Origin of the sequence: Rhodococcus sp. USK10 (assembly GCF_019378875.1) — a bacterium.
GTDB lineage: Bacteria > Actinomycetota > Actinomycetes > Mycobacteriales > Mycobacteriaceae > Rhodococcus_F > Rhodococcus_F pseudokoreensis.
This window is the reverse complement of sequence record NZ_CP076048.1, coordinates 1,945,695-1,967,163: the sequence shown is the minus strand read 5'-3', so window position 1 is coordinate 1,967,163 and position 21,469 is coordinate 1,945,695. Positions and strand designations below refer to the sequence as shown.

16 protein-coding genes and 1 pseudogene are annotated in these 21,469 nt (G+C 71.1%); 14 read left to right on the top strand and 3 right to left on the bottom strand.

Features of this window, described 5'->3' with window-relative positions:
- The first annotated feature begins 5 nt into the window (after nucleotides 1–5).
- The 12 genes and pseudogenes from I1A62_RS16040 to I1A62_RS15985 form a co-directional block, all read left to right on the top strand.
- Nucleotides 6–908, top strand: coding sequence for a shikimate dehydrogenase (locus I1A62_RS16040; RefSeq protein ID WP_219459145.1), 903 nt, complete (start codon nucleotides 6–8; stop codon nucleotides 906–908).
- The gene (locus I1A62_RS16035; protein ID WP_219459144.1) at nucleotides 905–2,854 is read left to right on the top strand and encodes an FAD-dependent oxidoreductase; all 1,950 of its coding nucleotides are present in this window, start codon (nucleotides 905–907) and stop codon (nucleotides 2,852–2,854) included. Before I1A62_RS16040 ends, I1A62_RS16035 begins: the two co-directional genes overlap by 4 nt.
- Nucleotides 2,851–3,648 (top strand): aldo/keto reductase, encoded by a 798-nt coding sequence (locus tag I1A62_RS16030; protein WP_219459143.1) that lies wholly within the window; start codon nucleotides 2,851–2,853, stop codon nucleotides 3,646–3,648. The genes I1A62_RS16035 and I1A62_RS16030 overlap by 4 nt, the downstream gene beginning before the upstream one ends.
- Entirely contained in the window at nucleotides 3,648–4,739 is a 1,092-nt protein-coding gene (locus I1A62_RS16025) for a Gfo/Idh/MocA family protein (protein WP_219459142.1), read from the top strand. The genes I1A62_RS16030 and I1A62_RS16025 overlap by 1 nt, the downstream gene beginning before the upstream one ends.
- A complete protein-coding gene (locus tag I1A62_RS16020; protein ID WP_219459141.1) occupies nucleotides 4,736–6,460 on the top strand; it encodes an FAD-dependent oxidoreductase in 1,725 nt (574 codons plus the stop codon). The genes I1A62_RS16025 and I1A62_RS16020 overlap by 4 nt, the downstream gene beginning before the upstream one ends.
- On the top strand, nucleotides 6,457–7,284 hold the full coding sequence (locus tag I1A62_RS16015) for a sugar phosphate isomerase/epimerase (protein ID WP_219459140.1): 828 nt from the start codon (nucleotides 6,457–6,459) through the stop codon (nucleotides 7,282–7,284). Before I1A62_RS16020 ends, I1A62_RS16015 begins: the two co-directional genes overlap by 4 nt.
- Before the next feature lie 22 nt (nucleotides 7,285–7,306).
- Nucleotides 7,307–8,218 carry a LysR substrate-binding domain-containing protein gene (locus I1A62_RS16010; RefSeq protein ID WP_219459139.1) on the top strand — a complete coding sequence of 304 codons (912 nt, stop codon included), beginning with the start codon at nucleotides 7,307–7,309 and terminating at the stop codon, nucleotides 8,216–8,218.
- A 135-nt stretch (nucleotides 8,219–8,353) separates the two neighbouring features.
- Nucleotides 8,354–9,667: an MFS transporter gene (locus I1A62_RS16005; protein ID WP_219459138.1), complete on the top strand. Its 1,314-nt coding sequence runs from the start codon at nucleotides 8,354–8,356 to the stop codon at nucleotides 9,665–9,667.
- A 1-nt stretch (nucleotide 9,668) separates the two neighbouring features.
- Complete coding sequence (locus tag I1A62_RS16000) at nucleotides 9,669–11,615, top strand: FAD-dependent monooxygenase (RefSeq protein WP_219459137.1); 1,947 nt, start codon at nucleotides 9,669–9,671, stop codon at nucleotides 11,613–11,615.
- Nucleotides 11,616–11,624: 9 nt separating this feature from the next.
- The gene (dhaL, locus tag I1A62_RS15995) at nucleotides 11,625–13,358 is read left to right on the top strand and encodes a dihydroxyacetone kinase subunit DhaL (RefSeq protein ID WP_219459136.1); all 1,734 of its coding nucleotides are present in this window, start codon (nucleotides 11,625–11,627) and stop codon (nucleotides 13,356–13,358) included.
- A 124-nt stretch (nucleotides 13,359–13,482) separates the two neighbouring features.
- Nucleotides 13,483–14,280: a hypothetical protein gene (locus tag I1A62_RS15990; RefSeq protein ID WP_219459135.1), complete on the top strand. Its 798-nt coding sequence runs from the start codon at nucleotides 13,483–13,485 to the stop codon at nucleotides 14,278–14,280.
- Between the two features lie 97 nt (nucleotides 14,281–14,377).
- A pseudogene (locus I1A62_RS15985) lies at nucleotides 14,378–18,652 on the top strand (HAD-IC family P-type ATPase); the annotation flags it as partial.
- 101 nt (nucleotides 18,653–18,753) lie between these two features.
- On the opposite strand, the gene I1A62_RS47210 reads toward I1A62_RS15985, so the two are convergent.
- Nucleotides 18,754–18,825, bottom strand: coding sequence for an Rv1535 domain-containing protein (locus I1A62_RS47210; RefSeq protein WP_369691050.1), 72 nt, complete (start codon nucleotides 18,823–18,825; stop codon nucleotides 18,754–18,756).
- A 141-nt stretch (nucleotides 18,826–18,966) separates the two neighbouring features.
- On the opposite strand from I1A62_RS47210, the gene I1A62_RS15980 reads away from it, so the two are divergent.
- Nucleotides 18,967–19,239, top strand: a complete 273-nt coding sequence (locus I1A62_RS15980) for a hypothetical protein (protein WP_087557150.1) — start codon at nucleotides 18,967–18,969, stop codon at nucleotides 19,237–19,239.
- Nucleotides 19,240–19,252: 13 nt separating this feature from the next.
- Here I1A62_RS15980 and I1A62_RS15975 read toward each other — a convergent pair whose 3' ends face one another.
- A complete protein-coding gene (locus I1A62_RS15975; RefSeq protein ID WP_124389840.1) occupies nucleotides 19,253–19,759 on the bottom strand; it encodes a hypothetical protein in 507 nt (168 codons plus the stop codon).
- Between the two features lie 113 nt (nucleotides 19,760–19,872).
- Complete coding sequence (locus I1A62_RS15970) at nucleotides 19,873–20,142, bottom strand: ANTAR domain-containing protein (RefSeq protein ID WP_124389839.1); 270 nt, start codon at nucleotides 20,140–20,142, stop codon at nucleotides 19,873–19,875.
- 135 nt (nucleotides 20,143–20,277) lie between these two features.
- On the opposite strand from I1A62_RS15970, the gene I1A62_RS15965 reads away from it, so the two are divergent.
- Nucleotides 20,278–21,375 carry a GIY-YIG nuclease family protein gene (locus tag I1A62_RS15965; RefSeq protein ID WP_124389838.1) on the top strand — a complete coding sequence of 366 codons (1,098 nt, stop codon included), beginning with the start codon at nucleotides 20,278–20,280 and terminating at the stop codon, nucleotides 21,373–21,375.
- The last annotated feature ends 94 nt before the right edge of the window (nucleotides 21,376–21,469 follow it).

Here is a 21,469-nt window from a genome sequence, read left to right as displayed (position 1 = left end):
TCTTCATGCACCCCGAATCCACCCGGCACCGGATCCGCCTCCTCGGGGCAGGGATCGCCACGTCCCTGTCCCCGGCGCTGCACGAACACGAGGCCATCGCGCTCGGCCTCACCGACTACCGCTACGACCTGATCGACGTCGCCGCGGAGGGCATCCCCGTCGACAGGTCCGGTGACACACTGCGGCGTGCCGTCGCCGCAGGCTGCACCGGGTTCAACATCACCCACCCGTGCAAGCAGGCGGTCGCCGAATCCCTCGACGAATTGTCCGGCAACGCACGTCTTCTCGGTGCCGTCAACACCGTCGTCGTCCGCGACGGGCGGCTGATCGGGCACAACACCGACCACAGCGGGTTCCTCGCCGCGCTGCGCCGCGGACTGCCCGACGCCGCGCTCGGACGCGTCGTTCTCGCCGGCGCCGGCGGTGCCGGTTCGGCCGTCGCCTACGCGCTCGCCGCCGCCGGGGTGCGGGACCTGCGGATCGCCGACCTCGACCCGTCCCGTGCCGCGGACGTCTGCGCGCGCCTCGAGGCCGCCTTCCCGCTGACGACGGTCACGGCCATCGGACTCGACGCGATCGAAGCGAACCTGGCGCACTGCGACGGCGTCGTCAACGCGTCCCCGATCGGCATGGTCGGATATCCGGGAACGCCGTTCGACACCGGCGCGCTCCATCCCGGGCTGTGGGTCGCCGACATCGTCTACCGCCCGCTGCACACCGAACTCGTTCTGGCGGCCACCGCTCTCGGCTGCGCCGTCCTCGACGGCGGCCAGATGCTCGTCGCGCAGGCGGCCGACACGTTCGCACTCCTCACCGGTGTCATCCCCGACCCCGACCGCATGTGGCGCCACCTCGGCGACCTGCTCGCCGAGCAGTCCGCCCCGACCGTCCTGGAGGAGTCCCGATGACCGCGCACCCGTTCGCCGCGCCCCTCGACCTGGGCAACGTGCGACTGCGCAACCGCTTCGTGTCGGCCCCGATGGAACGCAACTACTGCGAGGTCGACGGCACGATGACCGACGAGTACATCGCGTACCTCGAACGCCGCGCGGCGGGCGGCGCGGCTCTCGTGTTCACCGAGGCCAGCTACGTGCGCGCCGACGGCAAGGGCCGCATCCGGCAGATGGGCGTCGACGTCGACGAACGGATCCCGGGCATCGCGAAGCTGGCCGACGCGATCCACGCGCAGGGCGCGCTGGTGGGTGTCGAACTCAACCACGGCGGCCGCACCGCGCAGGGCGCCGTCAGCGGATTCGTCCCCGTCGCACCGTCCCCGATCCCGTGCGCGGTGGTCGGCGGTGACATGCCCGAGCAACTCGACGGCGACGACATCGAGCACATCGTCGAATGCTTCGGCGAGGCCGCCGCGCGCTGTCAGCAGGCCGGAATCGACGTCATCTCGTTGCACGGCGGGCACGGCTACCTCATCCACCAATTCCTGTCGCCGGCGTACAACCACCGCGACGACGAGTGGGCCGACCCGACGCTGTTCGTCAACCGCGTCATCGACGCCGTCCGCACCATGGCCCCGGGTATCGCTCTCGGACTGCGGTTCTCGGCGTTCGAGGCGATCGACGGCGGACTCGACGCGCAGGCGACACGTGCCCGCATCGACGCGATCGACACCGACCGCCTCGACTTCCTCGACGTCTCCGCGGGCAACTACGAATCGGGACAGTGGATCATCCAGCCCGGTGAGTGGCCGCGCGGCCTCCTCGCCCCCTACTCCCGGCAGTACACGCGGGACTTCGACATCCCGGTCGGCGTCGCGGGCCGGATCAGCACACCCGAGATCGCGGCGCAGATCATCGAATCCGGGCAGGCCGACTTCGTCAGCATGGCCCGCACCCTGCACGCCGACCCGGACTTCCCGAACCGCGCGCTGGACGGCGGCCGGTACCGGCCGTGCATCGCCTGCAACTACTGCATCGACAGCCTCGCCGCCGGACCCGTCCCGTGCTCGGTCAACCCGTGGGTGGGCCGCGAACTCGAGCAGCCGTCGACACCGGCGGACGTGCCGGTGCGCGTCGCGGTGGTCGGGGCCGGACCGTCCGGCATGGCGGCCGCCCGCGACCTCGCCGTCGCCGGGCACCGCGTCGACCTGTACGACGAACGCGACAGCCTCGGTGGGGATTTCGCGCTGGCATCCCGGCTCCACGAGTATCCCGAGTATTCGCGGATCGTCGACTGGTACCTCGCCGAACTCGCCGACCTCGACGTCACCTGCCACCCCGGCACCCGGGTCGACGCCGCCGCACTGGCCGGCCTGGACTTCGACGCCATCGTGCTCGCGACGGGCGGCCGCGGACCCGCGGTCGATCTTCCCGGGGCCGGCACCCGCAGGGTCCGCGACGTCCGGGAGTACCTGGAATCCGGCGACCCCGCACCCGAGGCGATCACGATCTTCGGCGCCGACCGGGAGGCGGCCGCCGTCGCCGACGACCTGCTCCAGCACGGCACGACAGTCGTCATGATCGGCCCGCAGGAGACCATCGCCCACGACGTCGGCCGGCGCGGAAAGATCGTGCTGCTGCCACGGCTCGCGGCGAGCGAGAACCTCACCACCCATCTGTCGTCGATCGTGACGCGGATCGAGGAAGACCGGGTGGTGATCGCGACCGGCGGCGAGGAGCGGGTGGTGGACGCCCCGGGCGAACTGCTGATCTCACACGGCATCGAGCCCCGCGTCGACCTGCTCGCCGCACTGAGGGGGCTGGCACCGCGACTCGGCGTCCACCCCGTCGGCGACGCGAGCGGCGACGGCGGCTCCATCCACGCTGCGCTGGTGACCGCGGCCGACGTCGCCGCGAAGATCACCGCGGCCGCCGATGCCCGCGAGGAGGTCAGCGCATGATGGCGATTCCGCCCCTCGGTCTCGGGACCTGGCCGCTGACCGGTCCGGACGCCACCCGGGCCGTGCTCTGCGGCATCGAGGCCGGCTACCGGCTGATCGACACGGCCGCCATCTACGGGAACGAGGACGCCGTCGGCGCCGCCCTCGTGGCGTGCGATCTGCCCCGCGACGAACTGTTCGTCACCACCAAACTGCGGGGGAGCGATCACGTGTCGGGCGACATTCGCGGCGCCGTCGAACGCAGCCTGAAGGGTCTCGGGCTCGATCGGCTCGACCTGTTCCTCATCCATTGGCCGCTGCCACGCCACGACAGGTACGTGGCGGCATTCGAGGCGATGCTCGCCTGCCGCGACGCCGGCCTGGTGCGGCACGTGGGCGTCTCCAACTTCCTGGGCACGCACCTGCGCCGCGTCGTCGCCGAGACCGGAGAGGCCCCGGCCGTCAACCAGATTCAGATGGACCCCTCGCTCGCCCGGCTGCCCGTCCGCCGCGCGAACGACGAACTCGGGGTGTCCACGCAGTCGTGGAGTCCGCTCGGCCGCGGCGACGTGCTCGGCGCACCCGCGGTCACTGCGATCGCCGAACGCCTCGGCCACTCGCCCGCGCAGGTGGTCCTGGCCTGGCATCGCGCGCAGGGTGTCGTCCCGATTGTCCGGTCGGCCGATCCCGCACGTCAGGCCGAGAACCTGGCCGCCCTCGACGTCCGGCTCACGGCTGGGGACGTCGACGCCCTGAACCGTCTCGACCGCGGCGAGTCCGCGGCCCGGGACGTCGAAACCGAGGAGCACTTCTGATGGCACTACGAATCGGCATCGTCGGCTGCGGCAAGATCGCCGGCAACCACGCCCGGGCCTTGCAGCAGGTGCGCGGCGTCGAGGTCGTCGGGTGCTGCGACCCCGACCTGGAACGGGCCCGGACATTCGCTGCGGCGCACGGCATCACGACGGCCGTCGGGTCGGTCGGGGAACTGCTCGACCTCGGTCTCGACGCCTGCACCGTGTGCACGCCGCATCCCGTCCACGAAGAGGTCGTCGTCGCGGCCGCGCAGGCGGGCATTCACGTGCTGTGCGAGAAGCCGATCGCCGTCGACGTCGTCGCCGCCGACCGGATGATCGAGGCCGCCGACCGCGCGGGCATCACGTTCGGGGTGCTGTTCCAGCGCCGATTCTGGCCCGCCGCCCGCCGCATCCGGGATGCGATCGACGACGGCCGGATCGGCGTCCCGGTACTCGGTGAGGCGTCGGTGATCCTGCACCGTCCGTCTTCGTACTACTCCGCCGACGCGTGGCGCGGACGGTGGGACACCGACGGCGGCGGCGTCCTCATGACGCAGGCCGTGCATCAGATCGACATGCTGCAGTGGTTCATGGGCGAGGCCGTCCAGGTGAGCGGCTTCATCCGCACCCACACGCACACCGAGCACATCGAGACCGAGGACAGCGCGTCGGCGGTCGTGTCGTTCGCGTCGGGCGGCACCGCCACCGTCACCGCGACCACCGGCGCCAACCACAACCTCGGCAACCGGGTCACCGTGATCGGGCAGACCGGTGCGATCGCGAGCGTCCTCGAGTTCCCGGAAGGACAGGAGGGTGTCAACGAGATCTGGACCGTGCCGGGCAGCACCGAGTTCCGGGCGCCCTTCACCTCCGGCGTCCGCGCCAACCTCGACGTCACCGAGGTCAACGCCGGACTCTCCGATTTCCACACCCTCCAGGTGCAGGACTTCGCGGACGCCGTCCTGACCGGCCGGGCGCCTGCCGTCACCGGACGCGACGCCCGCGCCTCGCTCGCGATCGTCGCCGCCGTCTACGAGTCGTCCCGCACCGGCCGGGTCGTCGACCTCACGCCCGCCCCGGCCCCCGTCACCACCAAGGAGAACGCATGACCCCCGACCCTTCCACCCCGGCCTACGACGTCGTCGTCATCGGCTCCGGCGCGGGCGGCCTGTCCGCCGCCGTCGCCGCCGCCGACGGGGGAGCGTCCGTCCTCGTCGTCGAGAAGGCGGACACGTGCGGCGGCGCCACGGCGTGGTCGGGCGGGTGGATGTGGACGCCGCGGAACCTGTTCGCGCACGCGGACGGTGTCAACGAGGACCGCTCGGCGCCCCGCACGTATCTCGAACACCGGCTCGGCGAGAACTTCGACGCCGCCAAAGTCGACGCCCTGCTCGACGGCGCACCCGAGATGGTGGAGTTCTTCGAGAAGAAGACGGCGCTGCAGTTCGTTCCGGGCGCGAAGATCGCCGACATCCACGGCGACACACCCGGTGCCGGAACGGGCCACCGCTCGGTCGGACCGAAACCGGTGAGTCTGCGGAAACTCGGACCCGACGTCGCGGCCCTGCTCCGGCGGCAACTCTACGAGACGTCGTTCCTCGGCATGGGCATCATGGCCGGCCCCGACCTGCAGGCGTTCCTGCACTCGACCCGGTCGGCGAAGGCGTTTCTCCACTGCACGAAACGGGTGTCCACCCACCTGCTCGACCTCGCCACCAAGCGTCGCGGGCAGCAACTCGTCAACGGCACCGCGCTCGTCGGCAGGCTGTTGCGGTCGGCGCTCGACGCCGGCGTCGAGATCCGCGTGAGCACGGCGGCCACCGCGTTGACCACCGACTCCGCGGGCAGTGTCACCGGTGTCCGGTTGGCGGGCCCGGACGGCGCCTACACCGTGAGCGCCCGCCGCGGCGTCGTCCTCGCGACCGGCGGCTTCTCCCACGACCTCGACCGGCGCCGCGCACTGTTCCCCCGCACCCCCACCGGACGCGAGCACTGGACGCTGACCCCGTCCACGACCACCGGCGACGGCATCACCCTCGGCGAATCCGCAGGCGGCCGACTCGACCGCTCGGTCGCCTCGCCGGTCGCGTACTGCCCGGTGTCGATCATCCGGTACCGCAACGGCAAGGAGGGCGTGTTCCCGCACATCCTCGACCGCGGAAAGCCCGGCGCCATCGGTGTTCTCGCGGACGGACGACGCTTCGTCAACGAGGGGCTCGGCTACCACGACTACACGCTCGCGATGGTCGAGCAGGTGCCCGACGGCGAGGAGGTGTGCTCCTGGCTGATCGCCGACCAGCGGTACCTGCGGTACTTCCCGCTCGGCATGGCCAAGCCGCTGCCGATCCCCACGTGGCCGTACCTGAAGTCGGGCTACCTCACCCGCGGCCGCACGGTCCGCGAACTGGCCGAGAAGATCGGTATCGACCCGGACGGCCTGGAGAAGACGGTCGCGGCGTTCAACGAGGGTGCCCGCGACGGCGTCGACCCCGACTTCGGTCGTGGCACCACACCATTCACCGTCGGGTCCGGAGACGCCGACAACCCCTGGCCCAATCCGGCGCTCGCGCCACTCGAAGAAGGCCCGTTCTACGCGGTCAAGGTGGTCCCCGGCAGCTTCGGCACGTTCGCAGGCCTGGTCACCGACTCGACGTCCCGGGTGCTGAACGACGACGACCAGCCGATCCGCGGACTGTTCGCCGTCGGCGTCGACCAGTCCAGCGTCATGGGCGGTCACTACCCGTCCGGCGGCATCAACCTCGGCCCGGCCATGACCTTCGGCTACCTCACCGGTCGCCGCCTCGCCTCGACGACAGGAGACCTGCGATGACCGCCCCACTCGGCCTTGCCGCGCTCACGGTGCTCGACACCGCGCCGCTCGAGCAGGTGGACCTCGCCGAGAAACACGGCTTCGACACCATCGGCATCCGGTTGCTGCCCGCCGCACCCGGCACCACCGCCTACCCGCTGCACGAGGACCCGGCCGCCCTCGACGCGCTGGTGCGCCGTCTCGAGGATTCGCCGATCGAGGTGTTCGACCTCGAAATCATCCGTCTGGGAGCGGATTTCGACGAGAAGGACTACGTTCCGCTCCTCGAGGCGGGCGCACGGCTGGGGGCCAGGGCCGTGCTCGTCGGCGGCGACGACCGCGACCGCACAAGGCTCACCGACTCGTACGCCCGGCTCGCGGCACTGTGCGCGAACTACGGCATCGTCGCGAGCCTCGAGTTCATGCCGTGGACGGCGGTCCCCGACGCAACCGCCGCGGTCGAGATCGTGTCGCAGGCCGACGGGCCTGCCCGTAGCGTGCTGGTGGACGCCCTGCACGTCGGACGGTCGAGCACCACTGCGGCCGACCTCGCGGCGATCCCGCGGGACTGGCTGCACTACGCGCAGATGTGCGACGGCTCGGTGCCCGCGCCCACGGACGACGCCGAACTGATCCGTCAGGCGCGCGAGGAGCGGCTCGTTCCCGGGGCTGGTGGTATCCCGCTCGCCGACATCTGGTCGACGTTGCCGGCAGGCCTGCCGGTGAGCATCGAACTCCCCAACGAGCCGCTCCGGCGGGCCGTCGGCACGGACGCGTGGCTCGAGCGGCTGGTCACCGCCACCCGGGAGGTGCTCGCGCAGGTTCCGGCGGCCACCGGCGGCTGATCGTCCGCGCTACCGTTCTTGCATGCCGCGCCCCGACAACGTCCCCGTGTACACGATGCGCCAGCTGGCGGCGTTCGTCGCGGTGGCGGAGACCGGCACGATCAGCGGTGCGGCCGAGCGGATGCACCTGTCGCAGTCGGCGCTGTCCGCGGCGGTGACGGACCTGGAGAAGGCACTGAAGGCGCAACTGTGTGTGCGCCGGCGGGCCCGCGGCGTGCAGCTGACCCCGACGGGGGAGGCGGTCCTGTCGCGGGCGCGTGCCCTGTTACAGCAGGCCGGGGAATTGCAGACCGACGCGTCCGGTGCGGGCGGGGTCGTCGCCGGGCCGATCGCCGTCGGTTGCTACCCGGCACTCGGCCCGACGATCCTGCCGTCGATGCTGTACGCGTTCACCACCGAATACCCGCGCGCGTCGGTGGAGTTCCGCGAAGACACCCAGAACCGGTTGCGGACGGAACTCGAGGGCGGCGAACTCGACGTCGCCATCGTCTACGACCTCGACCTGCCCCCGGACTGGCAGACCGTGCCGCTGATGACCCGGGAGCCGATGGTGGTGCTCGGGGCGGAACATCCGCTGGCGGGCGTCGACGGGCCGGTGCGCCTCGCGGATCTCGCGGAGCACCCGATGGTGCTGCTGGACGCGCCGCCGAGCACCAACCATGCGATGGACGTCTGCCGGCAGGCCGGGTTCGCGCCCCGGGTGGCGTACCGCACCGCGAACTTCGAGACGGCGCGGGCCTTCGTCGGGCGCGGCCTCGGGTGGACGCTGCTGCTGCAACGGCCCCGGGTGGACGTCACGTACGAGGGCCTGCCCGTCGTCGTGAAACCGATAGCCGAACCGAAACCGGCGTCGGTGGCCGTCGTCGTCGCGTGGCATCAGGAGGCGACGCTGAGCCGGGTCGCGCGGGCGTTCATCCGCTTTGTCACGGCCTGAACTGCGGATTCATGCCATCCACGGATTTTCTGCAATTCATGCGGGGATAGTCCCGCTTTTCAGACGTATGTGAGTGGGGTCATTGTTTTCCGGTAGCGCGATGAGTGTGGCGCAGCAGAACCGGGAAGGCAGACGATGACGGCAATCACCGAGGCGACACCGCCGGTGTCTCACAAGGAAGCGCGCAGGGCAGTCCTGTCGAGCTTCGTCGGTACCGCGATCGAGTGGTACGACTTCTTCATCTACGGCACCGCCGCGGCCCTCGTGATCGGACCGCAGTTCTTCCCCGGCGCGTCGACGTTCGCCGGAACCCTGGCCGCCTTCGCCACCTTCGCGGTCGGCTTCATCGCCCGCCCGATCGGCGGCGTCGTCATGGGTCACTTCGGTGACCGCATCGGGCGCAAGTCGATGCTGGTGCTGTCGTTGACGATGATGGGCGCCGCGACCGTCGGCATCGGACTGCTCCCGAACTTCGAGGCCATCGGGGTGGCCGCACCCATCCTGCTGGTCGCGTTGCGGTTCGTGCAGGGCATCGGCGTCGGCGGCGAATGGGGCGGCGCGGTGCTCATGGCCACCGAGCACGCCCCCGAGGGCAAGCGCGGCCTGTACGGCGCGGCGCCGCAGATGGGCGTTCCGGCCGGAGTGATCATGGCGAACGTCGTGTTCCTCGCCGTCACCCAGCTGCTGTCCGACGACGCGTTCCAGACGTGGGGCTGGCGGGTGCCGTTCCTGATGAGCGCCGTGCTCGTCGGCGTCGCGATGTGGATTCGGCTCGGCGTGTTCGAGTCCCCGGCGTTCGCGGAGGCCAAGGAGAGCGACACGATCGTGAAGATGCCGATCGTCGAGGTGCTGACGAAGAACTGGCGGACGGTGCTGCTCGCGGCGGGCACATTCATCGCGACCAACGGCATCGCCTACGTGTTCATGGTGTACGTCCTGACGTACGGCACCACGGAACTCGGGTACAGCCGCGCCACGATGCTCACATTGCTGATCGTCGCGTGCCCGGTCTGGATGGCGGGCATGGCGGTGTCGGCCTGGAAGTCCGACGTGCTCGGGCGGCGCCGCGTGTACACGTGGAGTTCGGTCGCTCTGGTGATCGTCGCGGCGGCGTTCTTCCCCCTGATCGACACGGCGTCGATCCCCGTCATGCTGCTCGCCATGATCGTGATGGCGGCTGTGCTCGGCACCACCGCGGGGCCGCAGTCGGCACTGTTCGCCGAACTCTTCCCCGCCCACATCCGCTACAGCGGTGCGTCACTCGGCTACCAGATCGGTGCCATCCTCGGCGGCGGGCTCGCACCGTTCATGGCGACGTGGCTGTTCGGGGCCTTCGGGAGTTCGACGGCCGTCACCGCCTATTTCGTGGTGATCGCCGTGATCAGTCTCGTCGCGATCCTGCTGCTGCCGGAAACGAACAAGATCGCGAAGAAAGCGGAGGCCGCCTGACATGTCCACCTACTTCCAACCCCGGAAATACGCGGCGACGGACTTCGCGTCGACCAATGCAACCGACGAGGCCCTGCCCGTCGTCGTCGTAGGTGCCGGACCGGTCGGCATGGGCGTCGCGCTGGGCCTCGCGCAGCGCGGCATCCCCGTCACCGTGCTCGAGGCCGCCGACCAGGTGTCGTTCGGCAGCCGCGCCATTTGTATCTCCCGGCACAGCCTCGAGGTCGCGGCCAGGCTCGGGTTCGGACCGGAACTCGAGAAGATCGTGCTCCCCTGGGTGGGTGGGCGCAGCTTCTACCGCGACGAACAGGTGCTGCACTTCGAGATGGCGCACGGCGAACACGACGTCCGCGGGCCCATGGTCAACGTGTCGCAGTCCGAGATCGAGCAGATCATGACCGACACCCTGCTCGCGCACCCGCTGATCACGTTCCACTGGTCGTCGAGCGTCGCCGGGGTCCTGCGGTCGGACGAGGACGTGACCCTCGACGTCGACACCGCGTTCGGTGTGCGCCGGCTCCACGCACGCTGGGTCGTCGCCGCCGACGGCGGTCGCAGCCGGATGCGGGAATTGGCGGGAATCCGCTTGCAGGGAAACAGCTATGAGGGCAGCTACGTCATCGCCGACATCCACTGGGAATCGGCGCTGCCCGCCGAGCGGATGGTGTGGTTCGACCCGCCGAGCAACCCCGGATCGACGATCATCATGCATCGGCAGCCCCGCGACATCTGGCGCATCGACTACCAACTCGACAGTGCCGACGACGCCGAACTCGAGACGCAGGAAGACCGCATCCGCGACCGGATCACGCGGCACCTCGACTGGCTCGAGAACGACGTGCCGTGGACCCTCGAATGGCACGGCTTCTACCGTGCGCACGCGCTCGCACTGGACGACTTCACGCACGGCCGGATCCTGTTCGCCGGCGACGCCGCCCACCTGGTTCCGATCTTCGGCGTCCGCGGGCTGAACTCCGGCATGGAGGACGCCGAGACCCTCGCCTGGACCCTGGCCGCCGTCGTCAACGGAACGGCGGACCGCGCACTCCTGCAGGCATATTCGTCCGAACGACGCGACGCCTGGCAGCAGAACGTCGACAACGCGGGCAAGTCGACGCTCATCATGTCGCCCGGCAGCCACGGTTACCGCACCACCCGCGACGCAGTCCTGGCGCTGGCCACGACCCGCCCGGAGTTCGGTCACCTCATCAACCCGCGGCAGTCGAGTGCCACGCACGCGCACCTGTCGCCGCTCACCTGGCCGGTGGCCGAGGGGACGACCGGTGTGCTGCCCGGGGATCCGATGGAGGACCGCCGCGTTCGGGTCGTCACCGCCGGGGGACCGGTGGAGTCTTCGCTGAACCGGGTCCGCGGAACGGGTTTCGCGGTGCTGGGCATCGGGGTCGACGCCGCCGGCGCCGACGTCGTCGCCGCACACGCCGCCGCGATGTCGATGGCGCTGGCGCCGGAGTCGGTGCGCGCGGTCGTCGTCCCGGCGCAGGGTGTGGCGGTGGACGCGGCGGACGACCTGACGGTCCTCGACGACTCCGACGGTGCGCTGGCGCAGGCCCTCGGCGCGTCCGCGGGGGAATGCTTCGTGATCCGTCCGGACGGGCTCGTCCTGTGCCGGATCCGGGACCTGTCGCTGCTCGGCGACGTGCCCGCGCACCTGCGAGCGGCGACCGCCCCCGTGCTCGGTGTCGTCCCCGCGCACACGGAGACGGCTGCGACGCCGGAGGAACTGCTGCGCGAGAACGTGTGGACGGGACTGTCCGAGGCGCTGGACCAGGCGGAGGAGTCGGACCGGGAGGGCTTCCTGACCCGGCTCGCGTTGCTGCTCGGATCGCAGTCCGGCAGGCGGGAGTTCGAGGAAGCGCTCGCCGCCGCCTCCCACGTGAGTGGCAAAGTGTGCTCCGGCACGCCACGGCACTCACATGTGGGCGCTTAGCCTGGGGGCATGGCGCACGCACAGTTCCTGAACTCACCCAAGACCTTCGTCGTCGACGCCCTCCGCGGGACCGTCGCCACCACCGACGACCTCGAATGGCATCCGGAACCGGGCTATCTCACCCGCCGGGAGCCGTTGCCGTCCGGGCAGGTCGCGTTGCTGTCCGGCGGTGGGTCCGGGCACGAACCGCTGCACGCCGGATTCATCGGCCGGGGCATGCTCACCGGAGCCTGCCCCGGCCTGATCTTCAGCTCGCCCAACGCGCTGCAGGTGCGTGCCGCCACCCGGGCCGTCGACGCCGGTGGCGGAGTCGTGCACATCGTGAAGAACTACACCGGCGACGTCCTCAACTTCCGCATCGCCGGCGACCTGGCGGCGGAGGACGGCATCACGGTCGAGCACGTGCTCGTCGACGACGACGTCGCGTCCGAACGGGAGGACGGACCCGGACGTCGCGGCACTGCGGCCACGATCGCGGTCGAGAAGATCTGCGGCGCTTCGGCCGAACGCGGAGACGACCTCGCCACCGTCGCGGAATTCGGGCGACGCACGGCCCGGAACTCGCGCAGCATGGCGGTGGCACTGAGAGCGTGCACTGTGCCCGGGTCGGACTCGCCGTCGTTCGACCTGCCGGAGGGGCAGATCGAACTCGGGATCGGCATCCACGGCGAGCGCGGAACCGAACGGGTCGACGCACTGCCCGCCACGGAACTCGTCCGCCGGCTCACCGACCCCGTGCTGGACTCGCTCGGCGTGCAGCGGGGCGATCCGGTGATCGCGATCGTCAACGGCCTCGGCGCGGCCCATCCGCTGGAGTTGCAACTGCTGTTCGGTGAATTCGCCGACCATCTCGCAGACCGGGGTGTGGTGATCCGACGCTCGCTGGTCGGCAGCTTCGTCACCGCGCTGGACATGGACGGCGCCTCCGTCACGCTGGTGCGCTGCGACGATCAGCTCCTGGAACTGTGGGACGCACCCACCGCCGCACCGGGATGGCCCAACGCCCCGGCCGGTGAATTCCGCGGCGTCCCAGGCAAATCCGATGTGCAGGTCCATTCGAAGGTCGCCTCCCGGGCGGATGGGTCGGATGTGTCCGGCACCGCGGATGCTCTGGGCCGGGCCGTGGTGGGCCGATGGATGGGCGCATTCGTGGAGAAGGTGCTCGCCGAGGAGTCGAACCTTACCGACCTCGACCGCCGCGCAGGCGACGGTGACTTCGGCACCAACATGGTGGCCGCACTTGATCACGTCGACGTCGCCGGGATCCGCGACCGCTACTCCCCGGCGACGGTGTTCGAGTCACTGTCCGACGCCTACCTCGGTCACGCGGGCGGCACGTCGGGCGCGCTGTTCGGGGTCTGGTTCCGGCAGTTCTACCGGGTAGCCGCCGACGCACCGCAGGGTCTGGACACGAAGGCGATCGCCGCCGCGGCACGGGCGGGCCTCGACACGATTCAGGAACTCGGCCGGGCGCAACCCGGGGACAAGACGATGATCGACGCCATCGCCCCCGCCGTCGCCGCCCTCGAATCCGCCGCCGAGGCCGGGAAGAATCCGTCCGACGGTCTGGCCGGGGCCGCGGACGCCGCCGCCCGTGGTGCCGAGGCGACCGCGGACATCACCGCGCGGCGCGGCCGGGCCAGCTACATCGGTGAGGCGGCGCGCGGTGTCGTGGACCCCGGTGCCCTGGTGCTGTCCTGGTTCTTCGCCGAGGCGGCGGAAGCGGCCCGCGCGGTCGGGTAGTCACCGAAACCGGGCTCGGCACGTAAGGTGAGGAGAAGAACGCCGAGTCGTGCTGCGCAAACCCGTCGCCACACCACTCTCCACCTGCGTACGGGACGCAGCATCACGGACGGACACGTACACAGTGGAAGACACCGCCAGCCGGGGAATCCAGGCTTTCATCGCCGATGTCGTGGAGCGGGGTGGCAAAGCGGTCCGGCTCACCCACTCGCGGCGCAACCCCGTCCAGGTCTGGGGCGACGACGGCACGAGTCGCATCGTGCGGGTGCGCTCCAAGCTCAGCGGCGACTGGCAGGCCCGGAAACAGGACGAATCGCTCGACGACGACGACACCGGCTCACAATTCTGGGTGTTCGTGGACCTCGCGAGTTCGCCCGAGGAGTTCTTCGTCGTGCCCTCGTCCGAGGTCGCCGACGACATCCGCGCCGAGGTGGACCTGTGGATGATGGACACACCCGGTCGCACGCGGACGGGGCATCACGCGATTCCGCTGAGCCGGGTCGCGCACGGCCGCGGGCGCTGGGACCTGCTCGGTCTCGCCGGCGAGAAGGACCCCAGCCGCTACAGCGACGCGCAGCGCGCCACGACGGCCGCCACGTTGCGGGCGGACGCCGCCGCCCGCGCCTCCGCCAGGAAGAAGCCGGCAAAAGCGACCGCAGCGCTGGAGGAACTGGTCGATACCCGGCTCGAGGTGGTCGCCGACTTCGAGGGATATCGGTTGGTCGGACGGTTCGACCCCGGCACCGGGACGTTGGAGATCACCCGCGGTCCGATGCAGGGCCGCCGGTTCCCGGATCCCACGACCGCGGCGACCGCCGTTGCCAGTCACATCAGCGGGGATGTCGAGACCCGCGACGGGTGGGAATTCTGGCGCACCGAACAGGGCGAACGAATTACTCTGGGGCAGAACAGTATCCGATAGTTCCCCGAAACTCGTTCGGCGCGCGGCGGTTGAGAATACCCTGAGGTGGGTATCGCAGACATGATCCGCCGTGCCCCGGCGGGAGTGGCCACGGCCGATGGGAGCTCATCATGCGAATCGTCGACGGCGCACAGTAGCTGCCGTGGGACTCGGTCGATACCTCTCCGCTGCCGCGTCCCTGCCGGTGCGCGGCGCCGGCATCGGCCTCGGGGTGGCGTCCTACGGCGGCGCCGTTGCAGCCGATCTGGTGGCGACCACCGCGCGGACCGCGACCCAGATCGCCACCGAGGTGCTGGGCGGAACCCCGGCCCGCCGCACGAGTTCCGGACACGGCCGTGCCTGGATCGAGGTCCGCGGACTCGACGGACCGCGCGGCGCCGACGTGGCCGCGACCGTTCTCGCGGCGGTCCGGGCGACCGCCGGTGTGGACGGGGCCGAACTGAACCGCGCGCTGTCCCGGCTGGTGGTGACGGTCGGCGACCACGGACCGTCGGTGGCCGCGCTGTGCGCGGTGGTCGCGCACGCGGAGGATGCCAGCCGACCGCTCGCTCGCGGGGCCGTCCGGGACCGGCCCAGGGAACTGCCGGGTGACGACGTCGCACTCGCCGAACGGGCTCTCGCACTGGCCGCGGCGACGACGGGCCTCGTCGCGGTTGCCGGCGTCCGCCTGCTTCCGATGCCCAGCCTGCCGGCGGCGGTGCCCGCCGCCGCGGTGACGTTCGTCAACTATCAGCCGCGACTGCGCGGCATGGTCGAGGACCGGCTCGGGCCGGACGCCGCCGAACTGCTGCTCGCCACCGCTCAGGCTATCGGCGACGTGCTGCGGCGCGCGCCGGCGTCTCTCGCAGTCGACGTGGCGCTGCGGTCGGCGATCACGGCCGAGGCGTGGTCGGGCCGCCGGGTGTGGCACCGCCGCGAACCCGAACTGGCCCGCGACCCCGCGGACGACTCGGACAGTCGTGCCCGCGAGCGCGGCACGTCCGGACCGGTGGAGCGGGACGTCGGCCGGGCCGCGATCGCGCAGTTCGCAGGGGCGACAGCCGTCGGAATGGCGACTCGCAGTGTCGCGGGCGCCGCGGACGCGGCCCTGGTCGCCGCACCGAAGGCGGCCCGCACCGCACGGGAGGCCTTCGCCGCGACGCTCGGCCGCGGACTCGCCGACCGCCACTCCGTGCTGATGCTGCGACCCGCCGCACTGCGCCGCCTGGACCGGGTCGACGCGGTGGTCGTCGACCCGGCGGTGCTGCACACGGCGGAGCTGCGGGTGAGCGGACTCCGTTCCGTTCGGGACGCCGACCGGACGAGGGTGTGGGAGGCCGCGCGGTCCGCCGTCGAGACCGGCGCGCTCGGGGTGGGCTGGCACGCGCTCGCCGACCTTCCGGGCGATGTCGCCTCGGCCGCCGTGGACGAGGATTCCGCCGTCCTCGTGACACAAGCCCATCACGCGAACGCGGCGGCCGTGCTCGCGCAGGCCCGCACGTCGGGAGCCCAGGTGATCTCGGTGAACGTGGACGGCCTCGGCGTGCTGCGCTCGGCTTTCGACGACCTGCTCCCGTCGAGCGGATCGCCGGACGCGGACCTCCGCGACGCCGTCGCGCAGTTGCAGGCGACCGGCGCGACGGTCGCGGTGGTGGCAGGCCGCGCGCCGCACGCCCTGTCGGAGGCCGACATCGGTATCGGAGTTCTCGTCGACGACGCCCCGCCGCCGTGGTGTGCGGACCTGCTGGTCGACGATCTCGTCGGGGTCTGGCGGGTGCTGCGGTCGCTGCCCGACGCCCGGACGGCGAGCCGGCGCGGAGTCGAGATCGCCACGGCGGCGTCGATGCTCGGCGCGCTCGTGATGCTGCCGGGAGTGCGCGGCCGCGGACCCGGGCCCGTCACGGTCGGCGCGGCGGCAGGACTGTGGACGGGACATTCCCTCGCACGCGGTGTGCTGCGTGCCGAAATTCCTCCGGCCGCCCCGGTTCACGCCTGGCACGAGATGCCGGCGACGGAGGTGCGCCGCCTGCTGCCCGTGCACGAAGGCGAGAGCACTGTCACGCCCCGCCGCCGCTCGGTGCGTCTGGTGCTGACCCCGGTCGAGGCGATCGGGCGGCTCACCGCGTGGCCGGTCGGCCTGGCCTGGGACTTCGGGCGGGCGATGCGCACGGAACTGTCGGATCCGCTGACCCCCGTCCTCGCCACCGGATCGGCGGCCAGCGCGCTGCTGGGGTCGCCGATCGACGCGGTGCTTGTGGGATCGGTGCTCGCGGGGAACGCCGCGCTGTCGGCCGTGCAACGCCTGCACGCGGAACGACTGCTGGACAGGTTGCTGGCGGCGGGGGATCCGCCCGCGCACCGCGTCGCCGGATCCCCGAACAGCCGGGTGACCGAGCGGGTGGAGGCGTCGCGGTTGCGTCCGGGCGACGTGATCGAGATCTGCCCCGGCGAGGTGGTGCCCGCCGACGGCAGGCTCGTCGAGGCACCCGGCGTCGAGGTCGACGAATCCTCGCTCACCGGGGAATCGCTGCCGGTGAGCAAGCAGACGTCGCCGACGCCGGGCGCACCGATCGGCGAACGTGCCTGCATGGTGTTCGCGGGAACCACGATCCTCACGGGCACGGCGACGGCGATCGTCACCGCCGTCGGTGACGCCACGGAAGCGGGACGTGCCGGCGCGATCACGCCCGCGAGTGCGTCGCACGTGGGTCTGCAGGCGCAGCTCAGGAGCCTCACCGACCGGGTGCTGCCCGTCAGCGTCGGGGGCGGGGCGCTGGTGACCGCCGTCGGATTCCTGCGCGGCACCGGACTGCGGCAGGCGGTCACCAGTGGTGTCGCGGTCGCGGTGGCAGCGGTTCCGGAGGGGCTGCCGCTCGTCGCGACCCTGGCGCAGCAGGCCGCCGCGCGCAGACTGACCCGGTCGGGCGCGCTGGTGCGGGCGCCGCGGTCCGTCGAGGCGCTCGGCCGCGTCGACGTGGTGTGCTTCGACAAGACCGGAACCCTGAGCGAGAACCGACTGAGGGTGGTATCCGCCGTCCCACGACCCGGGTTCGAGCGCGAGGACGTGCTCGCGTGCGCGGGCCGCAGCGCCGTCACCCCCGACGGCAGCCCGGCCGCGCACGCCACCGACGTCGCGATCGCCGACGCGGCAGCGGACCTGCTGCCACCGGAGGACGAGCACCGCAGCTATCTTCCGTTCCGGTCCGGACGGCCCTACTCCGCCTCGGTGTCGGGGACGCACCTGTCGTTGAAGGGCGCACCGGAGGTCGTGATCGCCGCCTGCACCGGAATCGACGCCGACGACGTCCACGACACCGTTCTCGGCATGGCCGCCGACGGGCTGCGCGTCATCGCCGTCGCCCGGCGGACCGTCACGGCATTCCAGGCGCGACGCGCGGCCGACGACGCCGACGTCCTCGACGACCTGTGCGGCGGCGGGCTGCAACTCGTCGGACTGCTCGGGCTGGCCGACACCTCGCGCCCCGAGGCGGCCGGGCTGCTCCCCGACCTGGAACGCCTCCGGGTCGGGGTCCGGCTGATCACCGGCGACCATCCCGTCACGGCCACCGCCATCACGCGGGAGCTGGGACTGCCCGTGTCGTCCGAGGAGGTGATCAGCGGCCCCGAGTGGGACACCCTGTCGCACCGGGGGCAGGAGAACGCCGTCGAGAAGTGCGTCGTGTTCGCCCGGATGACGCCCGAACACAAGGTGCAGATCGTGCAGACCCTCGAACGCGTCGGTCACGTCTGCGCGATGGTCGGCGACGGCGCCAACGACGCCGCCGCGATCCGGGCCGCCAGCGTGGGGGTCGGCGTCAGCTCGCGCGGCAGCGACCCCGCCCGCAGCGCCGCCGACGTGGTGCTCCTCGACGGCCGCGTCGACGCGTTGCGCGACGCCCTCGACGAAGGCCGCCAGCTGTGGCGGCGGGTGCAGGCCGGAGTGTCGGTGCTGCTCGGCGGGAACGCCGGGGAGGTGGCGTTCGCCCTGATCGGCAGCGCGATCGCCGGACGGTCGCCGCTCACCGCGCGTCAGCTTCTGCTGGTGAACGTGCTCACCGACGCCCTGCCGGCGGCCGCGCTCGCGGTGAGCCCGCCCAACGAACAGACCCGGGGAGAGGGTCGCGGACCGGACAGTGCGGCGCTGTGGCGGACCGTCGCTATCCGCGGCGCCGCCACCGCGGCAGGAGCGACGTCGGCGTGGGCGCTGGCGAGTGTGACCGGCAGACAACGCCGGGCGTCGACGGTCGGGCTGGTCGCGCTGGTCGGAACGCAGTTGGGGCAGACGCTGATCGATTCGCGCAGCCCGCTCGTCGTCCTCACCGCGGGCGGGTCACTCGCCGCGCTCACCGTGATGGTCAGTACGCCCGGAGTCAGTCAGCTCCTGGGATGCACCCCGCTCGGACCGGTCGGGTGGACCCAGGCGCTGGGATGCGCGGGTGCGGCGACCGCGGCAGCCGCGTTCGCCCCGGCACTGCTGGAAAAGCTTGCGGGCGATCAGTCGACGATCTCGATCACGCCCGCGCGCAGCAGCACGGCATACACCTCCCGGAGCGGTGGGGTGAGCACCCGGGTGACCACCCCGGTCAACGGGTCCCCGGCACCGGAGAAGACACCGGCGGCGGTCTGGGCGACGGCACTCAGCACACCCGACACGGTCCACGGTCAAGGTGGCTGACCGGAAAACGGCACGCACAAGGGAGACGAACCATGGCCCAACGAACGTCGGAGGCGCAGTCGCACGGCGACGCCGTCCAGCGGGTGCAGGAGGCCCACAGCTTCGCGGTGCAGCTACCGATCCTCGGCAGGGTGCCGCTGCCTCGCCCTGAGCAGCTGGCATTCTTCGCGGCGATCGGCCTGCTCGCCGCCGTCGAAATCATCGAATGGCCGGTTGCGCTGACCATCGCAGCAGGACATGTGCTGATCACCGATCAGCACAACCGGGCCGTCCAGGAGATCGGGGAGGCGCTGGAAGGCGTGTGACGCGGGGTCCGGATCAGGCGGGCGGGCACGCCGGTGACGTCAGCTGCGCGATCGCCACGATCGAGCAGGCCGTCGCCTTCGACAGCTTCCACGTCCCGTTCTCGCCGGGCACGAAGATGGCGGGCAGGGTGTTCTGCTGCACCTGGCCGTTGATCGTCAACTGCAGTTGCGCGCTGGCGCTGCCGTCGCCGTTGTCGATCACCGGGTCCAGCACCTGCACCTGCGCACCCGCCTGCTGAGCGGCGGCGGCGACCTGGTTGAACAGGTTCGGATCCTGCTCCGAACCCTCCACCATGGCGATCTTCTCCTCGAGGGGAGTGGCCGGGTCGAGGCCCTTCGCCAGCAGGGCGTTGAGGTCGGCGGCCGTCGGCAGAACGAGGTCATCCGTCGTTTCAGCCGCTGCGGTGGTGGTGGACGTGGTGGTCCCGCCCGAGCCGGACGGCTCGTCGGAACCACAGGCGGACATCGTGAGGGCTGCGGCGATCGCTACCGCGGCAACCGTGATCTTGCGGATCGTCAACTCAGTTACCTCTTCGTATCTCGGTGCGCAGGTCGTTCGGTCTCACATCGAGTCTGAAGGTTTGCGGAGCGTCGCGCCGTCGAAGCCAGAGAATTCTCAGACTTCGGCCGAAATCAGGCCGCCGTGCCGAACGCGCCGCGGTACGGAGTGGCGTGACTCCACTGCAGGGCCGCAGCGGTGACGTCGGTCGCGGGAAGGTCGTCGTGATGGGTCTGGATGAACGCGATCAACGCGCGGGCGGTGCGGGCGAGGGCAACCTTGTGCTGCCGGGACGTCTCCGCGAGTTCGGTGAACGCGTCGTTCTCGGAGCAGCCGCGGAAGGCGATGAGGATGCCGACCGCGATGTCGACCGCCGTGCGGGTGGAGTAGCTGGGCGTCGTCATGAATGTTCTCCCAACCTGCGTCGGAACGGGTACCACTCCATCCTCCCGCACTCGGTAGGACGTCGAAAGGGTTGGAATCTGCTCGAGCCTTGCCGGTGCGAGTTCTTCACCCAGGTTTTCCCTTACGGTAGGGGCATGGCTACCGTCTGGACGATCCCGATCGACATCACTTCTCGCTGGCTCGACAATTCCGAGGTCCAGACCTTCCTCGCGTCCAACGACCTGGACAACGCGTCCCCCGACCCCCGGGTGCGGTTCGCGCAGTTCGCGGACGTCACGAAGTCCCTCGAACGGCACATCGGGCACACCTTCTCCTCCGTGCAGGGCGCCGCCACCGCACTGTTCGACGGCATCGACGGCGGGGTCCCCGTCGCGTTGAAACTGGCGGCGCTGCGCCTGATCCTGAAAGAGGTGTATCAGACACGCCATGCGCCGCAGCCGTTCCCGAAGCGGGTGGGTGAGGAACTCGGCACCTACGTCTACGCGCTCCTCGACCCCCGCAACAGGTCGGTGTTCTACGTCGGCTCCGGGCGCGGCACCCGGGTGTACGGCTACGTGTGGGAGGCGCTGGCCGAGAACGAGCACCGGCAGACGCTCGAGGATCCGGAGACCGACGGCGCCGAGGTGAAAGCCGCGACGATCGCCCGCATCCGGGAGATCTACGACTCCGGCCACGAGGTCGAGCACTACATCGTGGCGCATCGGATCGCCGACACCGCCGACGTTGCCGACGCGGTGCGGGGCGGAGTCGTGGGAGCGCTGGGGCTCGTCGAGGGTTCCGCGCTCGGCAACCTCGCCGGCGGCGCGGGCGAGCATCGCGCCGTGCCCGTCGACGACCTCGTGTTGCAGTACGCAGCAGAACCCGTGCCGAACCTGCCGACCCCGTGCGTCGTCCTCGAGGTGCCCGCCGCGTCCCGGCGGGGCGTGACGTCGGAAGAGGTCTACGAACTGTCCCGCGGCGCGTGGGCGGCAGGCGCCGCCGTCCGCAACACCGACGACATCCCGGTGATCGTGTTCGCGGACAACATCGTTCGCGCCGCGTACCGGGCCAGGTCCTGGTCGTCGGTGGCACGACCCGGCGACGCGGCGCTGTGGCGATTCACGGGCGAGTCCGACACCGAACTGGAGAGCCGATTCGTGAACAAGCGGATCGTCCCCGCCAAGGTCGGCCTGAAGAAGTGGCCCACCCACGGCTGGGTCCCGCACCTCACGCAGGCCCGCCCCGGCCGCTGACGTGAGCGGCAAAGCGTGCCCCGGCACACTTTGCCGCTCACCTGCGGAGTGGCCTCCCGAGTCGGTGGGTTGTGGTAAGTCTGAGCCGACCGGA